Origin of the sequence: Photobacterium sp. GB-210 (assembly GCF_003026075.1) — a bacterium.
GTDB lineage: Bacteria > Pseudomonadota > Gammaproteobacteria > Enterobacterales > Vibrionaceae > Photobacterium.
Map to the genome: position 1 here is coordinate 236,841 of NZ_PYNU01000001.1, position 18,226 is coordinate 255,066.

Consider the following 18,226-nt stretch of genomic DNA (forward strand, 5'->3'; position numbering starts at 1 on the left):
GCTGTTCTGATCTGATCTATTTTCAGCGTACACATGTACCAGTTGTTGTATTGTTCTGATTGTTATTTATACAAATTTTGAACGTGTCGAGTGAATTAATGAAAGGAAAGTGAGGTGGAAGTGGTAGTGAAAAGATTAAAAAAGGAGCCAAACGGCTCCTTTTAATCATTTTAGCGTTCAAGTGTACGCTGAAATTAGAATGAACGGCTGTATTGTAGACCGTACAACCATGCATTTGCACGAGTAGTTGCGTCAACCGACATACCGAGCGGATTGGTTTCATCTGCTTTAACATCTTTACCAATAAGGTAAGTTAAGCCAAAGTCGATGGTAGACTTGCTGTCTAGGTGGTAGCTAAAGCCGCCAGATAACCAGTTACGATCTGAATCAGGTACAGAAATAGACGTTTTTGAATCCTGTGCGCTAGTGTCATGCATGTAACCGGCACGAAGTGTCCACTGATCGTTTAGGTAGTAAGTACCACCGATAGAGTAGTGCCATCCATCTTGCCATTGGTAATCATTTAATTTAACGCCACCAGTTGTTTCTAGAACGTCAAACTCGCTCCAGCGGATCCATTGAATGCTGTAGTGAACCGCAAATTTATCATTTAGCTTATTGAAACCAGAAAATTCTGCCATATCTGGTAATGGCATTTTTAGCTTCTGATCGCTAAGGTCGTTGCCCGCATAGTGCATATCACCTTTAGCTTCTAATGTTGGGCTATAGCGGTAAGATAAGCCAAAACGGTTGTTTTGATCGAGTTCGTAGATAGTACCTAGGTTAAAGCCAAGTGCTACACCATCGGCATCAACATCAAGTAAATCAATTTTTGGTGTATTAATCGTACCATTAGGTGTTGGAATTTTTCCTGCAGGTATATAGCGATTTAGTTTACCACTGCCGTAAATTACGTCTAAACCACCACCAATGCTTAGTTGCTGGTTAATGCGGTAAGCAGCACTTAAACCTAAGTTCACACTTTTTACATCAGTTAAACCACCAAATACATTTGCAGCGTAGTTATCACTAAACTCAGTTTTAGTACCGAAGTTTGAGTAAAGTGATGCACCTACAGCGAATTTATCGTTGATAGGCTGAATGTAGTAGATGTTTGGCGCGTAACTAGTACCACCAATTTGATCACCAGGGATCTGATAACCATTGTATGTTGCATCTTTTACTTTAACGTCAGTATCAATGGCGATAATACCAAGAGACAGTGCAGGTGCATCAAATAATGTCATTGATGCAGCGTTTTTTGCCATTGTTGATGCGTTGTCAGCAATAACACCGTCACCTGAAAATGCACGGCCAAGACCAGTTGCAGATTGTGCATTCAGCTGAAAGCCCGCTGCCATAGATTGTGATGAAGCTAAGGCGATAGCAGCAGTAATCACTGAGCGTGTAAAAATTTGCTTCTTATTCATGCTTAGAATAATTCCTAATTATATATATTATTGTTTTTTATTAGCCTATGTTGGCTAATTTTCGATGATTGTAGGGGGTGTACTGACTTAATCAAATCTGACCAGTGTTATGTCTAAGTAAAAATACTTTTTAACGAAACTTATAGTGATTTTGGTATCAAATGTCGATGTTTTAGGTTGTTTTAACGACAAATATCAGATGCGAAAAACGGCAACATAGCGTGTGTTGCCGTTATTAAGAAGGACTAAAAATCAGTAGGAAAATTAGATTTCCCAGCTAAGGTCGTTTTTGATTTTACTCGCAACTGGCATTAAGTTTTGACCCTTATCGCCAACAATAATCAAACTTGCTTCTCTGATCGGTACGACTAAACTTTCATTGTTATTGTCTGTTGAGTTAGAAATAGCATGGCTTGGGGTTGGAACAACAAATACTGTGACTTTACCTTGAGGTGTATCCATCACCATATGTAATGAGCGTTTGCCATCAAAGCCACAATAGTTCACATAATAAATGTGCCCTGGTAAATCTTTCATTTCCGAACCAAAAGGTTGCAGCTTTGCATTCACTTGTTGCAACGTTGCTTTTTCATCGATGTTATCGACAAATTTTGCTTCATAAGAAACATGTTCAAGTGCGACATTGGCAAGGCTATTGATTGGTAACTGTTGGCTTGGTAGCAAATTCATTTGCCCAACAAAGAGACCAATAGCAAAAGCAACAGAGGCGGCGAGGCCATAAGACCAATAGCGATTAATGCTTTTCTTGTTGGTTTCTTCTCCAGCTTGTTGAAATAAAATTTTATCCGCCAGATCATCGGGTACATCGACTTTAAGCGCTTGCTCTAATTGGATATCAAGCTGTTGTAATTCATCGGAAAACTTTTTATTTGCGATCGATTGATGTTTACATGCCGTTACAGTGGGATCATTATCATGTGGATCAGCTAATAATCTCCGTCTAAATTCTAGTTCATCCATTCTGATTCCCCCTTTTTGACTCTTTATTTTCAAGTTGCTCTTTTAATTGGTTACGGGCTCGAAATAAGCGAGTCATCACAGTGTTTCGGTTAAGTTCAAGGATCTCTGCAATTTCATCACCATTAAAACCAGCCATGACCTGTAAAATGAGTGGTTCTCTATACTCCGGTGCCAAATTCATGATTAAACGTTGAAGCATATGTTGCTCAGTATTCATTTCAACACTGGGTGTGGAATCAGCAATTGCATGGTCATCAATATCAACCAAATCAAATCGTTTTCTTTCAAACCGACGTGCGTTTTCACGCCTAAGTATGGTGATTAACCATGCCTTAGCAGCTTTATCATCCTGTAGGCTATCAAGGGAACGCCATGCGCGTAAGCATGTTTCTTGTACCAAGTCTTCAGCAATATGCTGGTCGTGGCACAACCAATATGCGTAACGGTAGAGATCCCGATGCCAAGCCCTAACAAGGGCCTCGTATTTTCTTTGTTTGTCCATATCTAAAGAGACCGAGGGATCGTGTTTTTTCTTACCAAAAAAATTTTTGAACATGGCAATATCCGTCGTTGTCCTTACAAAAATCTTATGAATAAAGAAAGCTATAAGGTGTTTACCTTTCTTTTTTATAATTAAGCTGATAATTCACACTAAAATTGATCTGGTTCAAAATTTGATTCCAGCAGCGCGTTATAGTGACTGCGTCATCTGATAGCGAGATGGTGGGTTGCAAAACCGGCTATTGTAATGCTATCTGTTGAGCAAGATGACAACTTCCTTTTGAAGGCTGACTTTACTTTCTCCTATCAGGTTTTCCTGATTTGCAATTAGCTTTATGTTGATTGACTTATTCATTACGCAGATTGCTTTCCGCGTGAATTATGACCATACCTTATAAGGTATGGTTTTTTTTTGCCTTTTTATCTTTGTTGACCTCTATTTTTACATCTTTTCTAATTCTCTCTCTAATTATCTGCATTTTTCCGCTTAATATCGTTTTAAAACTGAGAGGATAGATCACAATCTTTGACACTTCTTCCGTTAAATTTAAACACTTGATTGAATTTGGTAACATTTGGCTTACAATTGTGAGGTCTGACCTCTAGTGCACGGTGTGCCAAACGGCTTACTGTAAGCCAAATTATCAAAAGGAGTTGCGATGACACGTCTCCAAAATCTTACTACTCGTCAAGGGGAACGTATTGCCGTTGTTAGCGGTTTACGTACTCCATTTGCTCGTCAATCTACCGCTTTCGATGGTGTTCCTGCTTTGGATCTCGGAAAGCTGGTTGTCAATGATATGCTACAAACGCTTGATTTTGATCCGATGCTTATTGATCAAGTGGTGTTTGGGCAAGTGGTACAAATGCCAGAAGCGCCAAATATCGCGCGTGAGATTGTATTGGGTACTGGTATGAACATTCATACTGATGCTTACAGTGTTACCCGTGCCTGTGCCACTAGTTTTCAAGCCGCTGCGAATGTTGCCGAAAGTATTATTTCAGGCACGATCGATATTGGTATCGCAGGTGGTGCTGATTCATCATCGGTATTACCCATTGGCGTAAGTAAAAAAATGGCTGCTACATTACTTGCACTTAGCAAGGCGAAAACCATGTCAAAACGGCTTAAGTTATTAAGTTCGCTTAACATGAAAGATTTAATGCCTGTGCCGCCTGCCGTTGCTGAATATTCAACAGGATTGAGCATGGGACAAACCGCAGAGCAGATGGCAAAAACACATGGTATTAGTCGTGAAGAGCAAGATGCATTGGCTCACCGTTCACACACATTAGCGGCACAAGCATGGCGAGATGGATTGATCCGTGATGAAGTGATGACGGCATTCCCACAACCTTATCGCCAGTGGATAGATAAAGATAACAACATTCGTGAAGAATCGACTCTTGAATCTTATGCCAAATTACGACCAGCCTTTGATCGTAAATATGGCTCAGTCACAGCAGCAAATGCGACCCCATTAACGGATGGCGCAGCCGCAATACTGATGATGCGAGAAGGGCGAGCTAAGGAATTAGGACTAACACCATTAGGGTATATTCGTTCCTACGCGTTTTCCGCAATAGGGGTTGAAAGCGATATGCTGATGGGACCTTCTTACGCGACACCTGTTGCACTGGAACGTGCAGGTTTAAATTTATCTGATCTTACCTTGATTGACATGCATGAGGCTTTTGCTGCCCAAACATTAGCAAATTTAAAAATGTTTGCTTCTACTAAGTTTGCGCGTGAAAAGTTAGGCCGTATTGATGCGATTGGTGAAGTTGATATGGATAAATTCAATGTGTTAGGTGGCTCATTGGCTTACGGGCATCCATTTGCAGCAACAGGCGCACGTATGATCACCCAAACTTTGCGTGAGTTAAAACGTCGTGGTGGTGGCTTTGCATTGAATACGGCATGTGCAGCTGGTGGTTTAGGTGCGGCAATGATTTTGGAGGCTGAATAATGACGCAATCTGCATTTAGTTTATCGTACAAAGATAATGGTGTTGCTTGGCTAAAAATAGATGTGCCAAACGAGAAAATGAACACCTTACAAGCTGAATTTTCAGAGCAAATAACATCAGTGCTCGCAGAGCTTAAAGCACGTTCTGATATTAAAGGGCTTGTTGTCTATTCAGGTAAGCCTGATAACTTTGTCGCTGGCGCTGATATTCGCATGTTGTCAGCCTGTGAAACAGCACAAGAGGCACAAGCCTTAGCTGTAAAAGGACAGGTTTTATTTTCACAGTTAGAGCAACTGCCTTTTCATGTGGTTGCAGCGATTCACGGCCCATGTTTAGGGGGCGGCTTAGAGCTTGCTCTTGCTTGCCATAGCCGAGTTTGTAGTGATGGTGATAAAACCCGATTAGGTTTACCAGAAGTACAGTTGGGATTACTCCCGGGCTCTGGCGGTACTCAGCGTTTACCTCGTTTGATTGGCGTAGCTAATGCGCTTGACATGATTTTATCGGGTAAGCAATTACGCGCGAAAAAAGCAGTGAAATTGGGGGTGATTGATCAAGTTGTCCCTGAAAGTATTTTATTAAATGTTGCCGAGCAAATGGCTTTATCGCCAAAACCTAGCCGCAAATCATCCATGCAAAATTGGGCATTGGGCGGAAATCCATTAGGTCGCTCAGTAGTGTTTGATCAAGCGGCGAAAAAAGCACATGAGAAAACACGTGGGAATTATCCTGCTGTTGATGCCATTTTAGAAGTTGTGAAATATGGTTTACAGCATGGGATGGAAAAAGGGTTAGAACAAGAGGCTAAAGTATTTGGTGAATTGGTGATGTCACCGGAATCCGCCGCGCTTCGTAGTATCTTTTTTGCCACAACAGCAATGAAAAAAGAAACGGGTTCAGAGGCAGAGCCATTAACTGTCGAACGAGTCGCTGTATTGGGTGGCGGTTTAATGGGCGGCGGTATTAGTCATGTTACAGCAACGAAAGCAGGTTATCCGGTACGGATCAAAGATATTAGTAATGATGGTATCCAAAATGCGCTAGCGTACAATTTCAAGCTACTTGAGAAAAAACGTAAGCGTAAAATTATCTCGAAAGCCACATTACAAAAACAAATGCTAACGATAACAGGTGGGACTGATTTTACTGGCTTTAATCAGGCCGATGTCGTGATTGAAGCGGTATTTGAAGATTTAGCGCTCAAACATCAAATGGTAAAAGATGTTGAAGAGCATGCAAAACCAACCACAATTTTTGCCACGAATACATCCTCATTGCCGATCAATCAAATAGCACAAGCGGCAGAGCATCCTGAGAATGTTGTTGGTCTTCACTATTTTAGTCCTGTAGAAAAAATGCCATTGGTTGAGGTAATTCCACATCAAGGCACGGAAACAGGGAGTGCAACGTCAGAAGAGACGATTGCAACGGTTGTAGCCTTGGCGAAAAAACAAGGTAAAACCCCGATAGTGGTCGGTGATAAAGCAGGCTTCTATGTTAATCGTATACTAGCGCCTTATATGAATGAAGCGGCACGCGTACTTCTTAGTGGTGAGCCGATTGAACATATAGATACAGCTTTACTTAACTTTGGTTTCCCTGTTGGGCCAATCACATTATTGGATGAAGTTGGTGTTGATATCGGCGCGAAGATAAGTCCTATTCTGTTAGCTGAACTCGGTGAACGATTTGAAGCACCAGATGTGTTTGATTTATTGCTGAAGGATAATCGCAAGGGACGTAAAAGCGGTAAAGGTTTTTATCGTTATAATACCAAGAAAAAAGAAGTCGATAAGTCGGTTTATAAGCTTCTTGAGTTGGAACCAAAGATTAAAGAATCTGAAACTGAAATCGCGGTTCGTTGTAGTTTAATGATGCTGAATGAAGCTGCAAGGTGTTTAGATGAAGGTGTGATCCGTTCGGCAAGAGATGGCGATATTGGCGCTATTTTCGGTATCGGCTTCCCACCGTTCCTAGGCGGGCCATTCCGTTATATGGATCATATTGGGATAACGCGTGTTGTTGATATGCTAAACGAGTACACAGATAAGTATGGTGATCGTTTTAAACCGTGCGAGCGATTACTTGATATGGCCAAAGAAGAGAAAACGTTCTATTAGCCAATAGATTAATGAAAAAAACCGATGAGCTTAGGCCATCGGTTTTTTTTGCTATTCAATAAAGCCTTAATGCTCTTAATAAATGTTATACACAACGAATGACAATAGACAAAAAGCCATATTTAACACTTATTTGTAAATATGGCTCGTTATGTAGACGGTCGTCTTAATTGTTAGACGAGTCATGCCAGCTTAATAAGCATTATCTTGAAATTCTGTCACTGATTCAATTGGTTGACCTATCTCTAAAGGTGCGTAATCACTATGCGCTTTGCCTTTGTAATACATGACTAATCTATTCGCTGTTCTTGGTTTAATGGTATCAACAACAAATTTGATCATATCTACACGATCTAATTGTTTAAGCGCATCAACAACACGCTGACGTTGTTGGAACGTTTCATCTTTATTGCCGATACTTACCCAAAACCGTTGAGCACGAGATCGTAAATTAGTATCTGGCTCTGAAATTTGAGCAATTAAACCTTGCTTACTGTCTTGCCATTGCGCTTCATTCAATTCGAGCAATACAAGTGCAAAAGCATTGGTAAAATCATCAATTGCCTCTGATAAGTAACTTGGATCGGCAACAGGTGATTGAATATATAAGATCAACCCTGGATGACGATTAAGCGGTAGATTGGCCGTTCCTACCATATAACCCAGTTGTTGTTTTGTGCGTAACTCATGGAAGAACGTGGTCGACATTAAATGATTAGCTAACGTATAAATCGCAATTTGCTCAGGTGTGGTTTCCTGAGATTGGTAATACATTAAGATTGCTGAATCTTCATGATTACAATCTAACTCATACGTTAATGTACCCGCATTGTCTAAATGTACCAGCGGACGTTGTGATTCACCATAAAGTTGGTCAGTCACTCGGAATGCATCTTTTAATATTTCAGCTAATGCTAACGCATCTTTTTTAAGCCAATTGCCATACACAAAGGCATCAATATGAAGCTCTGCGAACATTTCATCAACAAAGCTTGGTAGCTCATCTAACTCGATTGATTCTAACGCTTCAATCATGACAGGGTAGGGCGGATTATTGGGTTGTAGTAATCCTGTTAGCTGATTAAACAATTGTGAAATTGGTTTATCTTCAGCTGCGTTACGCCAATTACGTAGCATTTGTGCTTTGATATTGGTAAAGCGATCTTTATCAAATTTTCGCCCAGCAAAGCGCTCAAGTATCAGCGTCATAAGCAAAGGTTGTTTTTCACTAAAGCCTGATAACTGAAGCGTCACTCCCCCTTGGTGAGCATAAAGATTATACGACATACCTGCAATCTCAGCGGGATAAGCGGTCTCATTTATCGCTTCTAATAGCATTTCAACACATAGGCGAGTTTTTACGATATTACGTGGTGAACTCACCGCATGCGGGCTATCAATGGCAACATAAACTATACCTTTAGGTACGCGGAAATCATGTTCTTGTTTATGCCATAAACGAAACCCAGGTAAATCTTGAATTAACTGAGGAGGTAATTCTGAGCCAGGTTCAAGTGGTAAAGGCTCAAAATTATCACAAAGATATATATTGCGCTCGGGTAGTGTTAACTCAGGATCCAGTTCAATATCTTGCCATAACGCTTTTTGTTCCGCGGTAAATGGTGTTACTGAGTAAGGCGTGTCATACCATTGTGCTGTGCGATCATAATGGCCACCTTGAGCAACCAAGGTTAATCGCATATTGGTCGGCTCAAGGTAATCTAAGATCTGCTCGATTAAGGTATGATCGTATTGCTCCATCATATAATCACCGTAGATGATATCTTCCGGTTTATAATGCAACAGGTTTAAAACCAAATAACTGACAGTATCTAATGGACGGCTTTTTTCTTGATAGCGGAAAGCCATTTCAAGTACAGCTTTCTTCTCTTGTTGTCGCCATTGAGCTAAGCCATGTAGCTTAATGAGTTTAAGGCACTGAAAAACGCTAGTGACTATCTCGTCAATGTGATCTTGACCTTTCGGCGTTAAATTCAAACCTACGGTAAATTCTCTGAAATTACTGCCGCTAACGCCGCCACCGGCGGTTAAGGTATTAATAAAACCCCGTTTTTTGAGAACTGACATCAAACTACCTTGACCTTCATTGCCTAGTAAATGGGCAATATAAGATAAGGGTTTCGCGGTATAAAACTCATCTACACACGGCAAAGAAAATGACAGCGTTAACTTTCGTAGTTCTTTAATTGGTTCAATTTGAATAAATTGTTGTTGTTGTTTTTCGGTCACAAACGGCGTAGTAAGCGGTGTTTTTACAACATCTGTTTTTGGAATATGGCTAAAAAAGTCATTCGTGAATTGTTCTAATTCATCTAATGGTTGGGGGCCTAATAAGACGAGACCCATCGCATCCGCTGAATAATGTTGATGGTAAAAAGCTATTAAATCATCCCGTACAGATTTGCCATCACGATCGTCTAGTGTCGTAAGATCACCGACTGAAAACTTAGCAAAAGGGTGCTCTGGGTTAATGGTTTCTTTTTGTACTTGATAAAGACGGCGGACATCATCTTTTATTTTTAATTTATATTCAGAATCAACAGCTTGTCTTTCTTTATCAACGGCTTCTTCATTAAATAATGGTGCAGTGAAAAACTGCCCAAAACGATCTAATCCTTCTTTAAAAGCATGGGGGCTGACTTCAAAGAAAAACGTCGTGTTTTCTGTTCCAGTCCATGCATTGTTACTGCCGCCACTGCGATTGATAAAGGTTTGAAATTCCCCAACACGCGGATATTTTTCAGTACCTAAAAACAGCATATGTTCGAGAAAGTGCGCCATACCTTGACGATCAAGAGGATCGTCAAAATGACCAATTTCGACGGATAAGGCAGCAGCGGAGCGAGGCGCTTCAGCATCATGAACCAGCAATACGCGTAGTTCATTCGCTAAAGTAAGATAGCGATACTGCTTGTGATCATTTGGGCTTATATGCACAGGAAGAGCCTATTTTTAAAGGAGAATTGGATCAATTATGACCTCCAATACACAGACTGGCAAACTGATAGTTAACTTTATTTACGTAGTTATGAGCGTGATATGAAAACCCAACGTCAAGGCTTAATCCTATTTTAATAAATGATTTGTTCAGGTTGGCTAACCTTGTCACGGATTCGTTATCAAATTTGCGTAAGGAGTATGCGATATGAAAGGGAGTTGCTAGCATGATAGAGAGATACGTTGAAAAAAATGCATTAGCATGTCAATTAGTAATAAAATAAGCCTCATTATCACAACTCATTGAACGACCTGTTTAACGAAGAGAAACGGAAACTTATGCGAATTTATATTATGCGTCACGGTGAAGCTGAAAATTTTGCGGCGAGTGATGCAGAGCGCCCGTTGACAGAGCGCGGTTCACGCCAATCAAAACAGATGGCGGAAATGCTAGCCCAGCAATTAAATCAACCATTAGACACTGTACTGGTGAGTACGTATTTACGCGCGCAACAAACATGGCAATGTATGGAAAGTGTATTACCGGGTGTTGCAAATGTTCAAGTGAGTGATGAGATCACCCCTTATGGTGATGCTGTAACGGTAGTCGATTATTTAAAAGCAATGATTGGGGTTGAAAAGCCACAATCGGTTCTATTAGTTTCACATCTACCTCTGGTGGGATATTTAACCTCAGAGTTGGTGGCAGGCATACAGCCCCCTATGTTTAGTACTTCGGCCATTGCTGCTATTGATTACGATCCTGACATGGATAATGCAGAATTGGTTTGGCAAAACGTACCACAATAATATGGCTTTGATGACGGACAATAGGTAAGTGCTGGTTATGGTAAGAGTATCGTTAATTTCTTTTCTCACTTCGATATTGCTAATGGGCTGCGCTTCTACCGCTGAGCCTGTTCGTATTTCAGCAAATGGTATGATCAAGTGGTCAGATGGACGAAAAGAAGGCATGCATGTATCGAGTACGGGAAGCACATTAACCTTTGCTAATTATTCCAATGCGATCGGTGAAGGGCCTATTCGTATTTTTGCGCGTATTGATAGTGCACGAAATGATGACTGTGAATACTTTTACGATGAAACCGTGATTAAACGACGTTTAAAAATATGCGCCACTGGAGAAGTGACGCTATTTAATCACGGTAAAGTAGTGAAGGTTGGACATATAGTAAAACCAAGCTATTAAAATAGGACAACCGAGTAAGTGATATTGCGATGCGCGTTTTGCTTACTCGATGTTCTTTTATCTTTCAGGTATTTCGATAAGCACGAGTAGTGCGCCATTCCCACCAAATTCAAGGGGAGCTTGGTGAAAAGCGAGTACATCTGGATGTTGTGCCAACCACATCGGCGCTTTTTGTTTCAAAATATGCTTTCCAATACCGTGCATTACACAGGCACAAGACACATTCTCTTTTATACAGGCTGCAATCATAGCGGCGAGTTCTCGCTTGGCTTCTTGTTGCGTCATACCGTGCATATCTAAATAAATGTCAGGTACGTAAACACCCCGACGTAACTTTTTTACTTCATACTTAGAAACGCCGTCGCGTGCATATTGCACAGGGCCATTTTCATTAAGATGAGGCTCAAATTCATCTGAGAAATAAAATTCATGGTTTTGACTTTCTTTGCCCATGACTTTTGCTTTATCAGCTTTTGTAGTCTGTTTGCGTGGCGTGATTATGGTATCATGCGAAAACTTTTTTACGCCTTTTATCGCATCTTTGAAGAGAGCCATCTCTTCATCAAGGTTTGGATCTTTTTTACTCATAATGAAATTCCAACAACTATATAGCGGTAATGTCGCGTTTTTCGGAGGCTATTTTGGATAAGATTTTTGTCGACGAAGCTGTCAACGAACTTCATACATTGCAAGACATGTTACGTTGGACGGTAAGTCGTTTCAATGCCGCAGGTCTATTTTATGGTCACGGTACCGATAATGCGTGGGATGAAGCGGTTCAGCTTGTTCTTCCTACATTGTATTTACCGTTAGATGTTCCACCTGAAGTTCGAGATTCTCGTTTAACTCGTAGTGAGCGTCAGAGTATTGTTGAGCGCGTTATTCGCCGTATCGACGATCGTACACCCGTATCATACCTAACAAATATTGCTTATTTCTGTGGTATGGAATTCTTCGTTGATGAGCGTGTTCTTATTCCACGTTCTCCGATTGGCGAATTGATTGAAAACCGTTTTGAGCCACTTTTAAACCAAGAGCCTACACGTATTATGGACTTATGTACGGGTAGTGGTTGTATTGGTATTGCGTGTGCGCACATGTTCCCAGAAGCAGAAGTGGATATCGTTGATATTTCACCTGAGGCACTGGCTGTTGCTGAGCAGAATATCGCTGATCACGGCTTAGAGCAACAAGTGATCCCACTTCGTTCTGATTTGCTTCGTGATGTACCAAAAGATAAGTACGACTTTATCGTGTCTAATCCACCGTATGTGGATCAAGAAGATATGGATAGTCTACCAGATGAATTCCGTCACGAGCCTGAACTCGGTCTTGCGGCAGGGTTTGATGGTTTAGATTTAGTGCGTCGTATTTTAGCCAATGCACCCGATTACCTAAAAGATGATGGCTTCTTGATCTGTGAAGTGGGTAACTCCATGATCCACATGGAAGATCAATATCCGCATATTCCATTCACCTGGTTAGAGTTTGAAAATGGTGGTCATGGTGTGTTTTTGTTAACACGTGATCAGCTTGTTGATTGTGCAGATGATTTTGCGGCTTTTCGCGACTAATTAAAGCGTAGTTAAACACGATTAAGAAAAACGGCATGATGGTTACTTTCTCTGTACCATCATGCCGTTTTTATAGGTCACTCAGTGGTTATTATGCTTGCTGCGCTTGCTTTGCTTTCAGAGCATTCATCACAGTGGTTTTATGATCTAAGTAATCAGTAAGTCCTGCACGACGTAAATCACAAGATGGGCAATCACCACAACCGTCACCAATAATACCGTTATAGCAAGTCAGTGTTTTTTCACGAACATAGTCTAGTTTTTGGTATTGATCTGCTAGCGCCCATGTTTCTGCTTTATTTAGCCACATTAATGGTGTTGCAATCGTTAATGGGCGATCCATCCCGAGTACTAATGATTGGTTTAATGATTTAACAAATTCATCACGGCAATCAGGGTAGCCAGAAAAGTCAGTTTCACATACACCGGTGATAACGGTTTCAGCACCAATTTGGTAGGCGTAAATACCAGCCAAGGTTAAAAATAGAATATTACGACCAGGAACAAAGGAGTTCGGTAATCCGTTTTCTTGTAGTTCATGAGAGACAGCAATATTGTCACGTGTTAGTGAACTAATGGCTAATTCATTTAATAGGCCGACATCCATTACTTTATGTGCTGTTACGCCAAGATCTTTGGCAATAGCTTCTGCCACTTCAATCTCTAATTTATGGCGTTGACCATAATCAAATGTAATACAGTGCACTTCATCGTAATGCGCCAGAGCTTGAATAAGGCACGTAGTCGAATCTTGACCGCCACTGAAAACAACAACTGCTTTTGACATATAGGTGTTCCTTTTTTGAAAAATTACCGAGAAACAGTCGGTAGATAGACATTCTTTAGAACGTCTATCTATGCTAACTCAGCTGTTGTCCGCTGCAAAGTTTTAGATGTAATAGACGAAAAAAAGCCGTACATAAAGTACGGCAAAATAACGTATCGCGTTTAAAGATTATCCAAGTTAAGGCAGTACTTGGTTTATCAACGTTCAACGTACACAGACACAAAGTTTAATAGAGGGGGGAGGCGCTGTGGCTAACCTCCCCAAGGGGTTGTTCATTGAAGCGTGATACTTACCATTGACCGAATTTTTCCAATTGTTCTAACTGTTCGGTATATGCTGATAAATCGCCAATATTTTCGCTGATCCATTCAGGGTTGTAGTAGGTGTCGAGGTAACGCTCGCCACTATCACACAATAGCGTAACGATAGAGCCTGTTTCGCCTCGTTGTTTCATTTCAGCCGCGATTTGCAATACACCAAATAGGTTTGTACCTGTTGATGCACCGGCTTTACGACCAATAATTTTTTCTAACCAGTGAACAGTGGCAACACTTGCCGCATCTGGGATCTTACGCATTTCATTAATCACATCAGGAATAAAGCTTGGCTCAACTCGAGGACGACCAATACCTTCAATACGGCTGCCTGTGTTGCCAGTAATCGTATTATCACGTTGCATAAAGTAGTCGTGGAATACTGAGTTCTCTGGGTCAACCACACACAGTTGTGTTGGTTGCATTTGGTAACGAATATAACGACCAATTGTTGCTGATGTCCCACCAGTACCAGGGCTCATTACAATCCAACTTGGGATAGGGAAGCGCTCTAACTTCATTTGATCAAAAATACTGTTAGCGATGTTGTTATTACCACGCCAGTCGGTGGCACGTTCAGCATAGGTAAATTGATCCATGTAATGACCATTTAACTCTTTTGCTAAACGGCGAGATTCGTCATAAATTGCAGCAGGAGAGTCAACAAAATGGGCGCTACCACCATAAAATTTAATTTGTTCTATTTTTTTACACGCTGTTTTACGTGGCACGACAGCAATAAATGGTAACCCAAGTAAACGTGCAAAATATGCTTCAGAAACGGCGGTACTACCTGATGATGATTCAATGATCGGTGTACCTTCTTTAATCCAACCGTTACATAAAGCATATAGGAATAACGAACGAGCAAGACGGTGCTTTAAGCTTCCGGTTGGATGCGTGCTTTCATCTTTAAGATAAATATCAATACCGTCTAGGCTAGGTAACTCTAATTTAATTAAGTGGGTGTCTGCTGAGCGTTGATAATCAGCATCAATTTTACGAATGGCGTTATTAACCCATTGATTGTTTAGTTGTTGTGTCATAGCGTGACTCCACTGTATTGATTTTATTATTATTGTTGTATTTATGTTGACTGCTTAACAATTATATTACCAAGTTACAGAGAAAAGTCTTTGCTTTGTTTTGCAAAAAAACGATAAAATTTAGAAAATATTTCTACTTAATTGCTTATTGGTGGTATGGGATGTCAAGTTTAGATGCTGTAGATAGAACATTACTGCGTTTGTTGCAACAAGACGCAACGCTAGCGTTATCTGAATTAGCAGAAGCTGTTAATTTAACGACCACGCCATGCTGGAAAAGGCTAAAGCGTTTAGAAGAAGATGGCATATTACGTCAACGTGTTGCGCTATTAGATGCGGCAAAACTAGGATTATCTTTTATAGCATTTGTACAGATTAAAACCAGTAATCATTCTAAAGAGTGGTATAACGGTTTTGTTCATACGGTTGAAGAGTTCCCAGAAGTCATGGAATTTTACCGTATGGCGGGGGATTATGATTACATGATGAAAGTACAAGTAGCAGATATGCAGGCTTTTGATCTGTTTTATAAGAAATTGGTGAACAGCATTGAGGGACTGACGAATGTAACATCGACATTTGCAATGGAACCCCTTAAGTACACTACGGCATTACCTGTATAGGCTATATAATCAAGGCAGCCACTATTTATTACTAGTGGCTGCCTTGATTGCGTTAACCTTCAGCCGATAAGTTTATCGTTGACGGATCAAGCCTTCTTGTACTGCCGATGCAACAAGTTCGCCTTTTTGGTTATAAATCTCACCACGAACAATACCGCGAGAGCCACTTGCTGATGGGCTATCAATAGCATAAAGCAGCCATTCATCCATCTTAAATGGACGGTGAAACCACATTGAATGGTCAATGGTTGCTACTTGCATATTCGGGCTAAATAACGTCACACCATGTGGATGCATTGATGTGACAAGAAATCCCCAATCAGATGCATACGCCAATAGGTAGTGATGGATATTAAGATCTTCAGGCATTGTGCCATTGGCTTTAATCCATAAATATTGTTTAGGCTCAGCAATGGTTGGCTTTAATGGATTAATAATAGTTACTGGACGCACTTCAACTGGGCGTTTCTTACCAAAGTTTTCCACTATTTTAGGTGGTAGATATTGCGCAATGGCATCAACAAGTTGAGTTTCAGATGCTAAACCTTCAGGCCCTACTACATTGGGCATTGTTGATTGGTGGTTAAACCCTTCTTCATTGGCTTGGTATGAAGCCGTTAAGAAAAAAATAGGCTCACCATTCTGAATTGCTTTTACACGACGAGTACTAAAGCTTTTACCATCACGTAGTTTTTCTACATCATATATAATTGGCTTTTCAGAATTACCAGGGCGTAAAAAGTAGCTATGAAAGGAGTGTAAGTAGCGTTCTTTTTCAACCGTTTGCTTAGCTGCGGATAAGGACTGCCCAATCACTTGTCCACCATATACTTGCGGTAGGCCAAGGTTTTCACTTTGACCTCTGAAAAGATCAAGCTCAAGTTGTTCTAATTGTAGAAGATTGAGAAGTTCATTCAGTTCTTTACTCATCTAAGCACCATTAATTATGTTACTATCAGTACGATTTAGGGAAATCAAGTTCAAATAGAGATTGGATTGGTTTTATTATATTTGAGCTTTATAGCAATATAGATTAGGGATTAATAGAGAAGAATATGAAAAATTCTTTTGCATGGTTTGGGGTTTTGATTGCGGCATTAGTGATCACGGCTTGTACTAACTTGATGCCGACCGATAATGATGTTGGAACATTAAGTGGAACAGTAAGTTATCGTGAGCGTGTAGTGTTACCGAATAATGCACGCATTATAGTGTCATTGGTTGAACAGTCTACTCAAGCTGATCATAGTGCGAGTAAAGTTATCAGCCAACATTCATTTTTAGCTGAAGGTGAACAGCCACCTGTTTCTTTCACGTTGAATTATGTGAAAAGTAAATTAAAGCCAGATACCTCATATCGTGTTATTGCTAAGATTGAAATCAATGATGAAGTATTGTTCAGTAATCAATCAACAGTAGATTTAAGCATTGAACCGTTAAAAACCACACACCTAGATATTCCATTGGTGAAAGTGTAATCCAATCGTTTTATACAATATTAGTAATGCCCGATTTATTCTATTTATTATGATTGAATAAGATAGTCGGGCATTTTGCTATTCAGGGTACCCATCCCAACGGTATGTTTTAAGGCTTACTCGTCCTTGTTCCGTCACAATAATCCCTTCATTACGCAATGCTGCTATTTGGCGAGCTCTACCGTTATCACATATTGAGATCTTTCCTTGGCTATTAATAACACGGTGCCAAGGCAACGCTGAACCTTGGGGAAGGTTCGAGAGTAAGCGGCCTACTTGACGTGCATAGCCAGGAAATCCTGAAAATTTTGCAATATCGCCATAAGTCGATATTTTACCAATAGGTATTTGATGCACTTGGCTGTAGATTTGCTGAGAAAAATCGTCCATATTTATAATTAGAGATAAAAAAAACCATCTTTTCTTAAACAACAGGATAACGCAAGGAGGTGTTGCCATGTTGTATAAAACATTACTAATCATTGTCACTTTATTATTGACCGTATTAGGGGTTAATGCCTTGGCGCATAGTCAGGGAGAGTTACCTATTCTTGCCCTTGCGATCCCAGCATTATGGCTGCTACCTCAGGGCGGTGTTGCGGCATGGCTATTATTGTTTGGACTAGGTGTATTTGGTTATGTATTGCCAGAACAACCAGTCGCGTTGTCTGTCAGCTTATTTATGATGTTACCGATTTTGATGATTTGCACATCGCCTAAGGGATGTTGGCAGTTAGGTTCATTGATGATCTCCATTGTATTAGCCATGAATGCAGGTTTAATGGCATTACAAGCGGAGGGTAAACTGCCGGGCTCTATTGGTGCGACTATTATTCAAATTATTGGTATTGCCATTATTTGGTTTGCTGCTAGAAGTTGGCGGCCTGTTGAAGGCAATACATGGTGGCCGCTTTTACTTGTGGTTCCCTTATGGGTTGGTGGCATGGAGCATGCTGCATTATTGGCTTTAAGTGTTACCGGTATTATTGCGGCACTTCAGTCTTTAAATAAATTACATCTTGATGAATGGATCCCTAAATTGGCTTGTGTATTACCTGCTGTTGGTTTTGCCACGCTAGTCATCATGCCGCAATTTGATGTTGCTAATCCGATATTAGTGTCTTGGCTACTGGTACTGGGTGGTGGGCTACTTGGTGAATCTTTATTAGACGATCCCGAGGAAGAAGAGTAAGTTAAATGAAGCAAGGCGATGGTTTTATTTTCAATATCTTAG

The 18,226-nt window shown here is 40.5% G+C and carries 17 protein-coding genes; 8 read left to right on the forward strand and 9 right to left on the reverse strand.

The genetic code is table 11. The annotated features are described in order from the left end of the window. Positions 1-194: 194 nt before the first annotated feature. The 3 genes from C9J38_RS01230 to C9J38_RS01240 all read right to left on the reverse strand — a co-directional run bounded on the left by C9J38_RS01230 (position 195) and on the right by C9J38_RS01240 (position 2,967). On the reverse strand, positions 195-1,430 hold the full coding sequence (locus tag C9J38_RS01230) for an outer membrane protein transport protein (RefSeq protein ID WP_107205524.1): 1,236 nt from the start codon (positions 1,428-1,430) through the stop codon (positions 195-197). 264 nt (positions 1,431-1,694) lie between these two features. Beyond that, the gene (locus C9J38_RS01235; RefSeq protein WP_107205525.1) at positions 1,695-2,411 is read right to left on the reverse strand and encodes a DUF3379 family protein; all 717 of its coding nucleotides are present in this window, start codon (positions 2,409-2,411) and stop codon (positions 1,695-1,697) included. After that, positions 2,404-2,967 (reverse strand): sigma-70 family RNA polymerase sigma factor, encoded by a 564-nt coding sequence (locus C9J38_RS01240; RefSeq protein WP_107205526.1) that lies wholly within the window; start codon positions 2,965-2,967, stop codon positions 2,404-2,406. Before C9J38_RS01240 ends, C9J38_RS01235 begins: the two co-directional genes overlap by 8 nt. A 604-nt stretch (positions 2,968-3,571) precedes the next feature. Here C9J38_RS01240 and fadI point away from each other — a divergent pair. After that, positions 3,572-4,882 (forward strand): acetyl-CoA C-acyltransferase FadI, encoded by a 1,311-nt coding sequence (fadI, locus tag C9J38_RS01250; protein ID WP_107205528.1) that lies wholly within the window; start codon positions 3,572-3,574, stop codon positions 4,880-4,882. Beyond that, complete coding sequence (gene fadJ / locus C9J38_RS01255; RefSeq protein WP_107205529.1) at positions 4,882-7,002, forward strand: fatty acid oxidation complex subunit alpha FadJ; 2,121 nt, start codon at positions 4,882-4,884, stop codon at positions 7,000-7,002. Before fadI ends, fadJ begins: the two co-directional genes overlap by 1 nt. Before the next feature lie 192 nt (positions 7,003-7,194). Here fadJ and C9J38_RS01260 read toward each other — a convergent pair whose 3' ends face one another. Continuing rightward, a complete protein-coding gene (locus C9J38_RS01260) occupies positions 7,195-9,960 on the reverse strand; it encodes an insulinase family protein (RefSeq protein WP_107205530.1) in 2,766 nt (921 codons plus the stop codon). Positions 9,961-10,299: 339 nt separating this feature from the next. On the opposite strand from C9J38_RS01260, the gene sixA reads away from it, so the two are divergent. After that, positions 10,300-10,770, forward strand: a complete 471-nt coding sequence (sixA, locus tag C9J38_RS01265; RefSeq protein ID WP_107205531.1) for a phosphohistidine phosphatase SixA — start codon at positions 10,300-10,302, stop codon at positions 10,768-10,770. A 37-nt stretch (positions 10,771-10,807) separates the two neighbouring features. Beyond that, positions 10,808-11,170 carry a hypothetical protein gene (locus C9J38_RS01270; protein ID WP_233217609.1) on the forward strand — a complete coding sequence of 121 codons (363 nt, stop codon included), beginning with the start codon at positions 10,808-10,810 and terminating at the stop codon, positions 11,168-11,170. Positions 11,171-11,227: 57 nt separating this feature from the next. On the opposite strand, the gene smrB is transcribed toward C9J38_RS01270, so the two are convergent. Then, positions 11,228-11,758, reverse strand: coding sequence for an endonuclease SmrB (smrB, locus tag C9J38_RS01275; protein WP_107205533.1), 531 nt, complete (start codon positions 11,756-11,758; stop codon positions 11,228-11,230). A gap of 53 nt (positions 11,759-11,811) precedes the next feature. Between smrB and prmB the strand changes: the two genes are divergently transcribed. Next, on the forward strand, positions 11,812-12,744 hold the full coding sequence (prmB, locus tag C9J38_RS01280) for a 50S ribosomal protein L3 N(5)-glutamine methyltransferase (protein ID WP_005370403.1): 933 nt from the start codon (positions 11,812-11,814) through the stop codon (positions 12,742-12,744). Between the two features lie 91 nt (positions 12,745-12,835). On the opposite strand, the gene queC is transcribed toward prmB, so the two are convergent. Next, the gene (gene queC / locus C9J38_RS01285) at positions 12,836-13,531 is read right to left on the reverse strand and encodes a 7-cyano-7-deazaguanine synthase QueC (protein ID WP_107205534.1); all 696 of its coding nucleotides are present in this window, start codon (positions 13,529-13,531) and stop codon (positions 12,836-12,838) included. Between the two features lie 289 nt (positions 13,532-13,820). Then, positions 13,821-14,891: a PLP-dependent cysteine synthase family protein gene (locus C9J38_RS01290; protein WP_045148102.1), complete on the reverse strand. Its 1,071-nt coding sequence runs from the start codon at positions 14,889-14,891 to the stop codon at positions 13,821-13,823. A gap of 161 nt (positions 14,892-15,052) precedes the next feature. Between C9J38_RS01290 and C9J38_RS01295 the strand changes: the two genes are divergently transcribed. Continuing rightward, a complete protein-coding gene (locus C9J38_RS01295; protein ID WP_107205535.1) occupies positions 15,053-15,514 on the forward strand; it encodes an Lrp/AsnC family transcriptional regulator in 462 nt (153 codons plus the stop codon). A 72-nt stretch (positions 15,515-15,586) separates the two neighbouring features. Here C9J38_RS01295 and tesB read toward each other — a convergent pair whose 3' ends face one another. Further along, complete coding sequence (tesB, locus tag C9J38_RS01300; protein WP_107205536.1) at positions 15,587-16,444, reverse strand: acyl-CoA thioesterase II; 858 nt, start codon at positions 16,442-16,444, stop codon at positions 15,587-15,589. A gap of 125 nt (positions 16,445-16,569) precedes the next feature. Here tesB and C9J38_RS01305 point away from each other — a divergent pair, with 125 nt between their 5' ends. Next, positions 16,570-16,992, forward strand: a complete 423-nt coding sequence (locus C9J38_RS01305) for a YbaY family lipoprotein (RefSeq protein ID WP_107205537.1) — start codon at positions 16,570-16,572, stop codon at positions 16,990-16,992. A gap of 78 nt (positions 16,993-17,070) precedes the next feature. Here the strand turns inward: C9J38_RS01305 and C9J38_RS01310 are convergent, their stop codons facing one another. Beyond that, positions 17,071-17,382, reverse strand: coding sequence for an MGMT family protein (locus tag C9J38_RS01310; protein WP_107205538.1), 312 nt, complete (start codon positions 17,380-17,382; stop codon positions 17,071-17,073). A 67-nt stretch (positions 17,383-17,449) separates the two neighbouring features. Here C9J38_RS01310 and C9J38_RS01315 point away from each other — a divergent pair, with 67 nt between their 5' ends. Then, on the forward strand, positions 17,450-18,184 hold the full coding sequence (locus tag C9J38_RS01315) for a hypothetical protein (protein ID WP_107205539.1): 735 nt from the start codon (positions 17,450-17,452) through the stop codon (positions 18,182-18,184). The last annotated feature ends 42 nt before the right edge of the window (positions 18,185-18,226 follow it).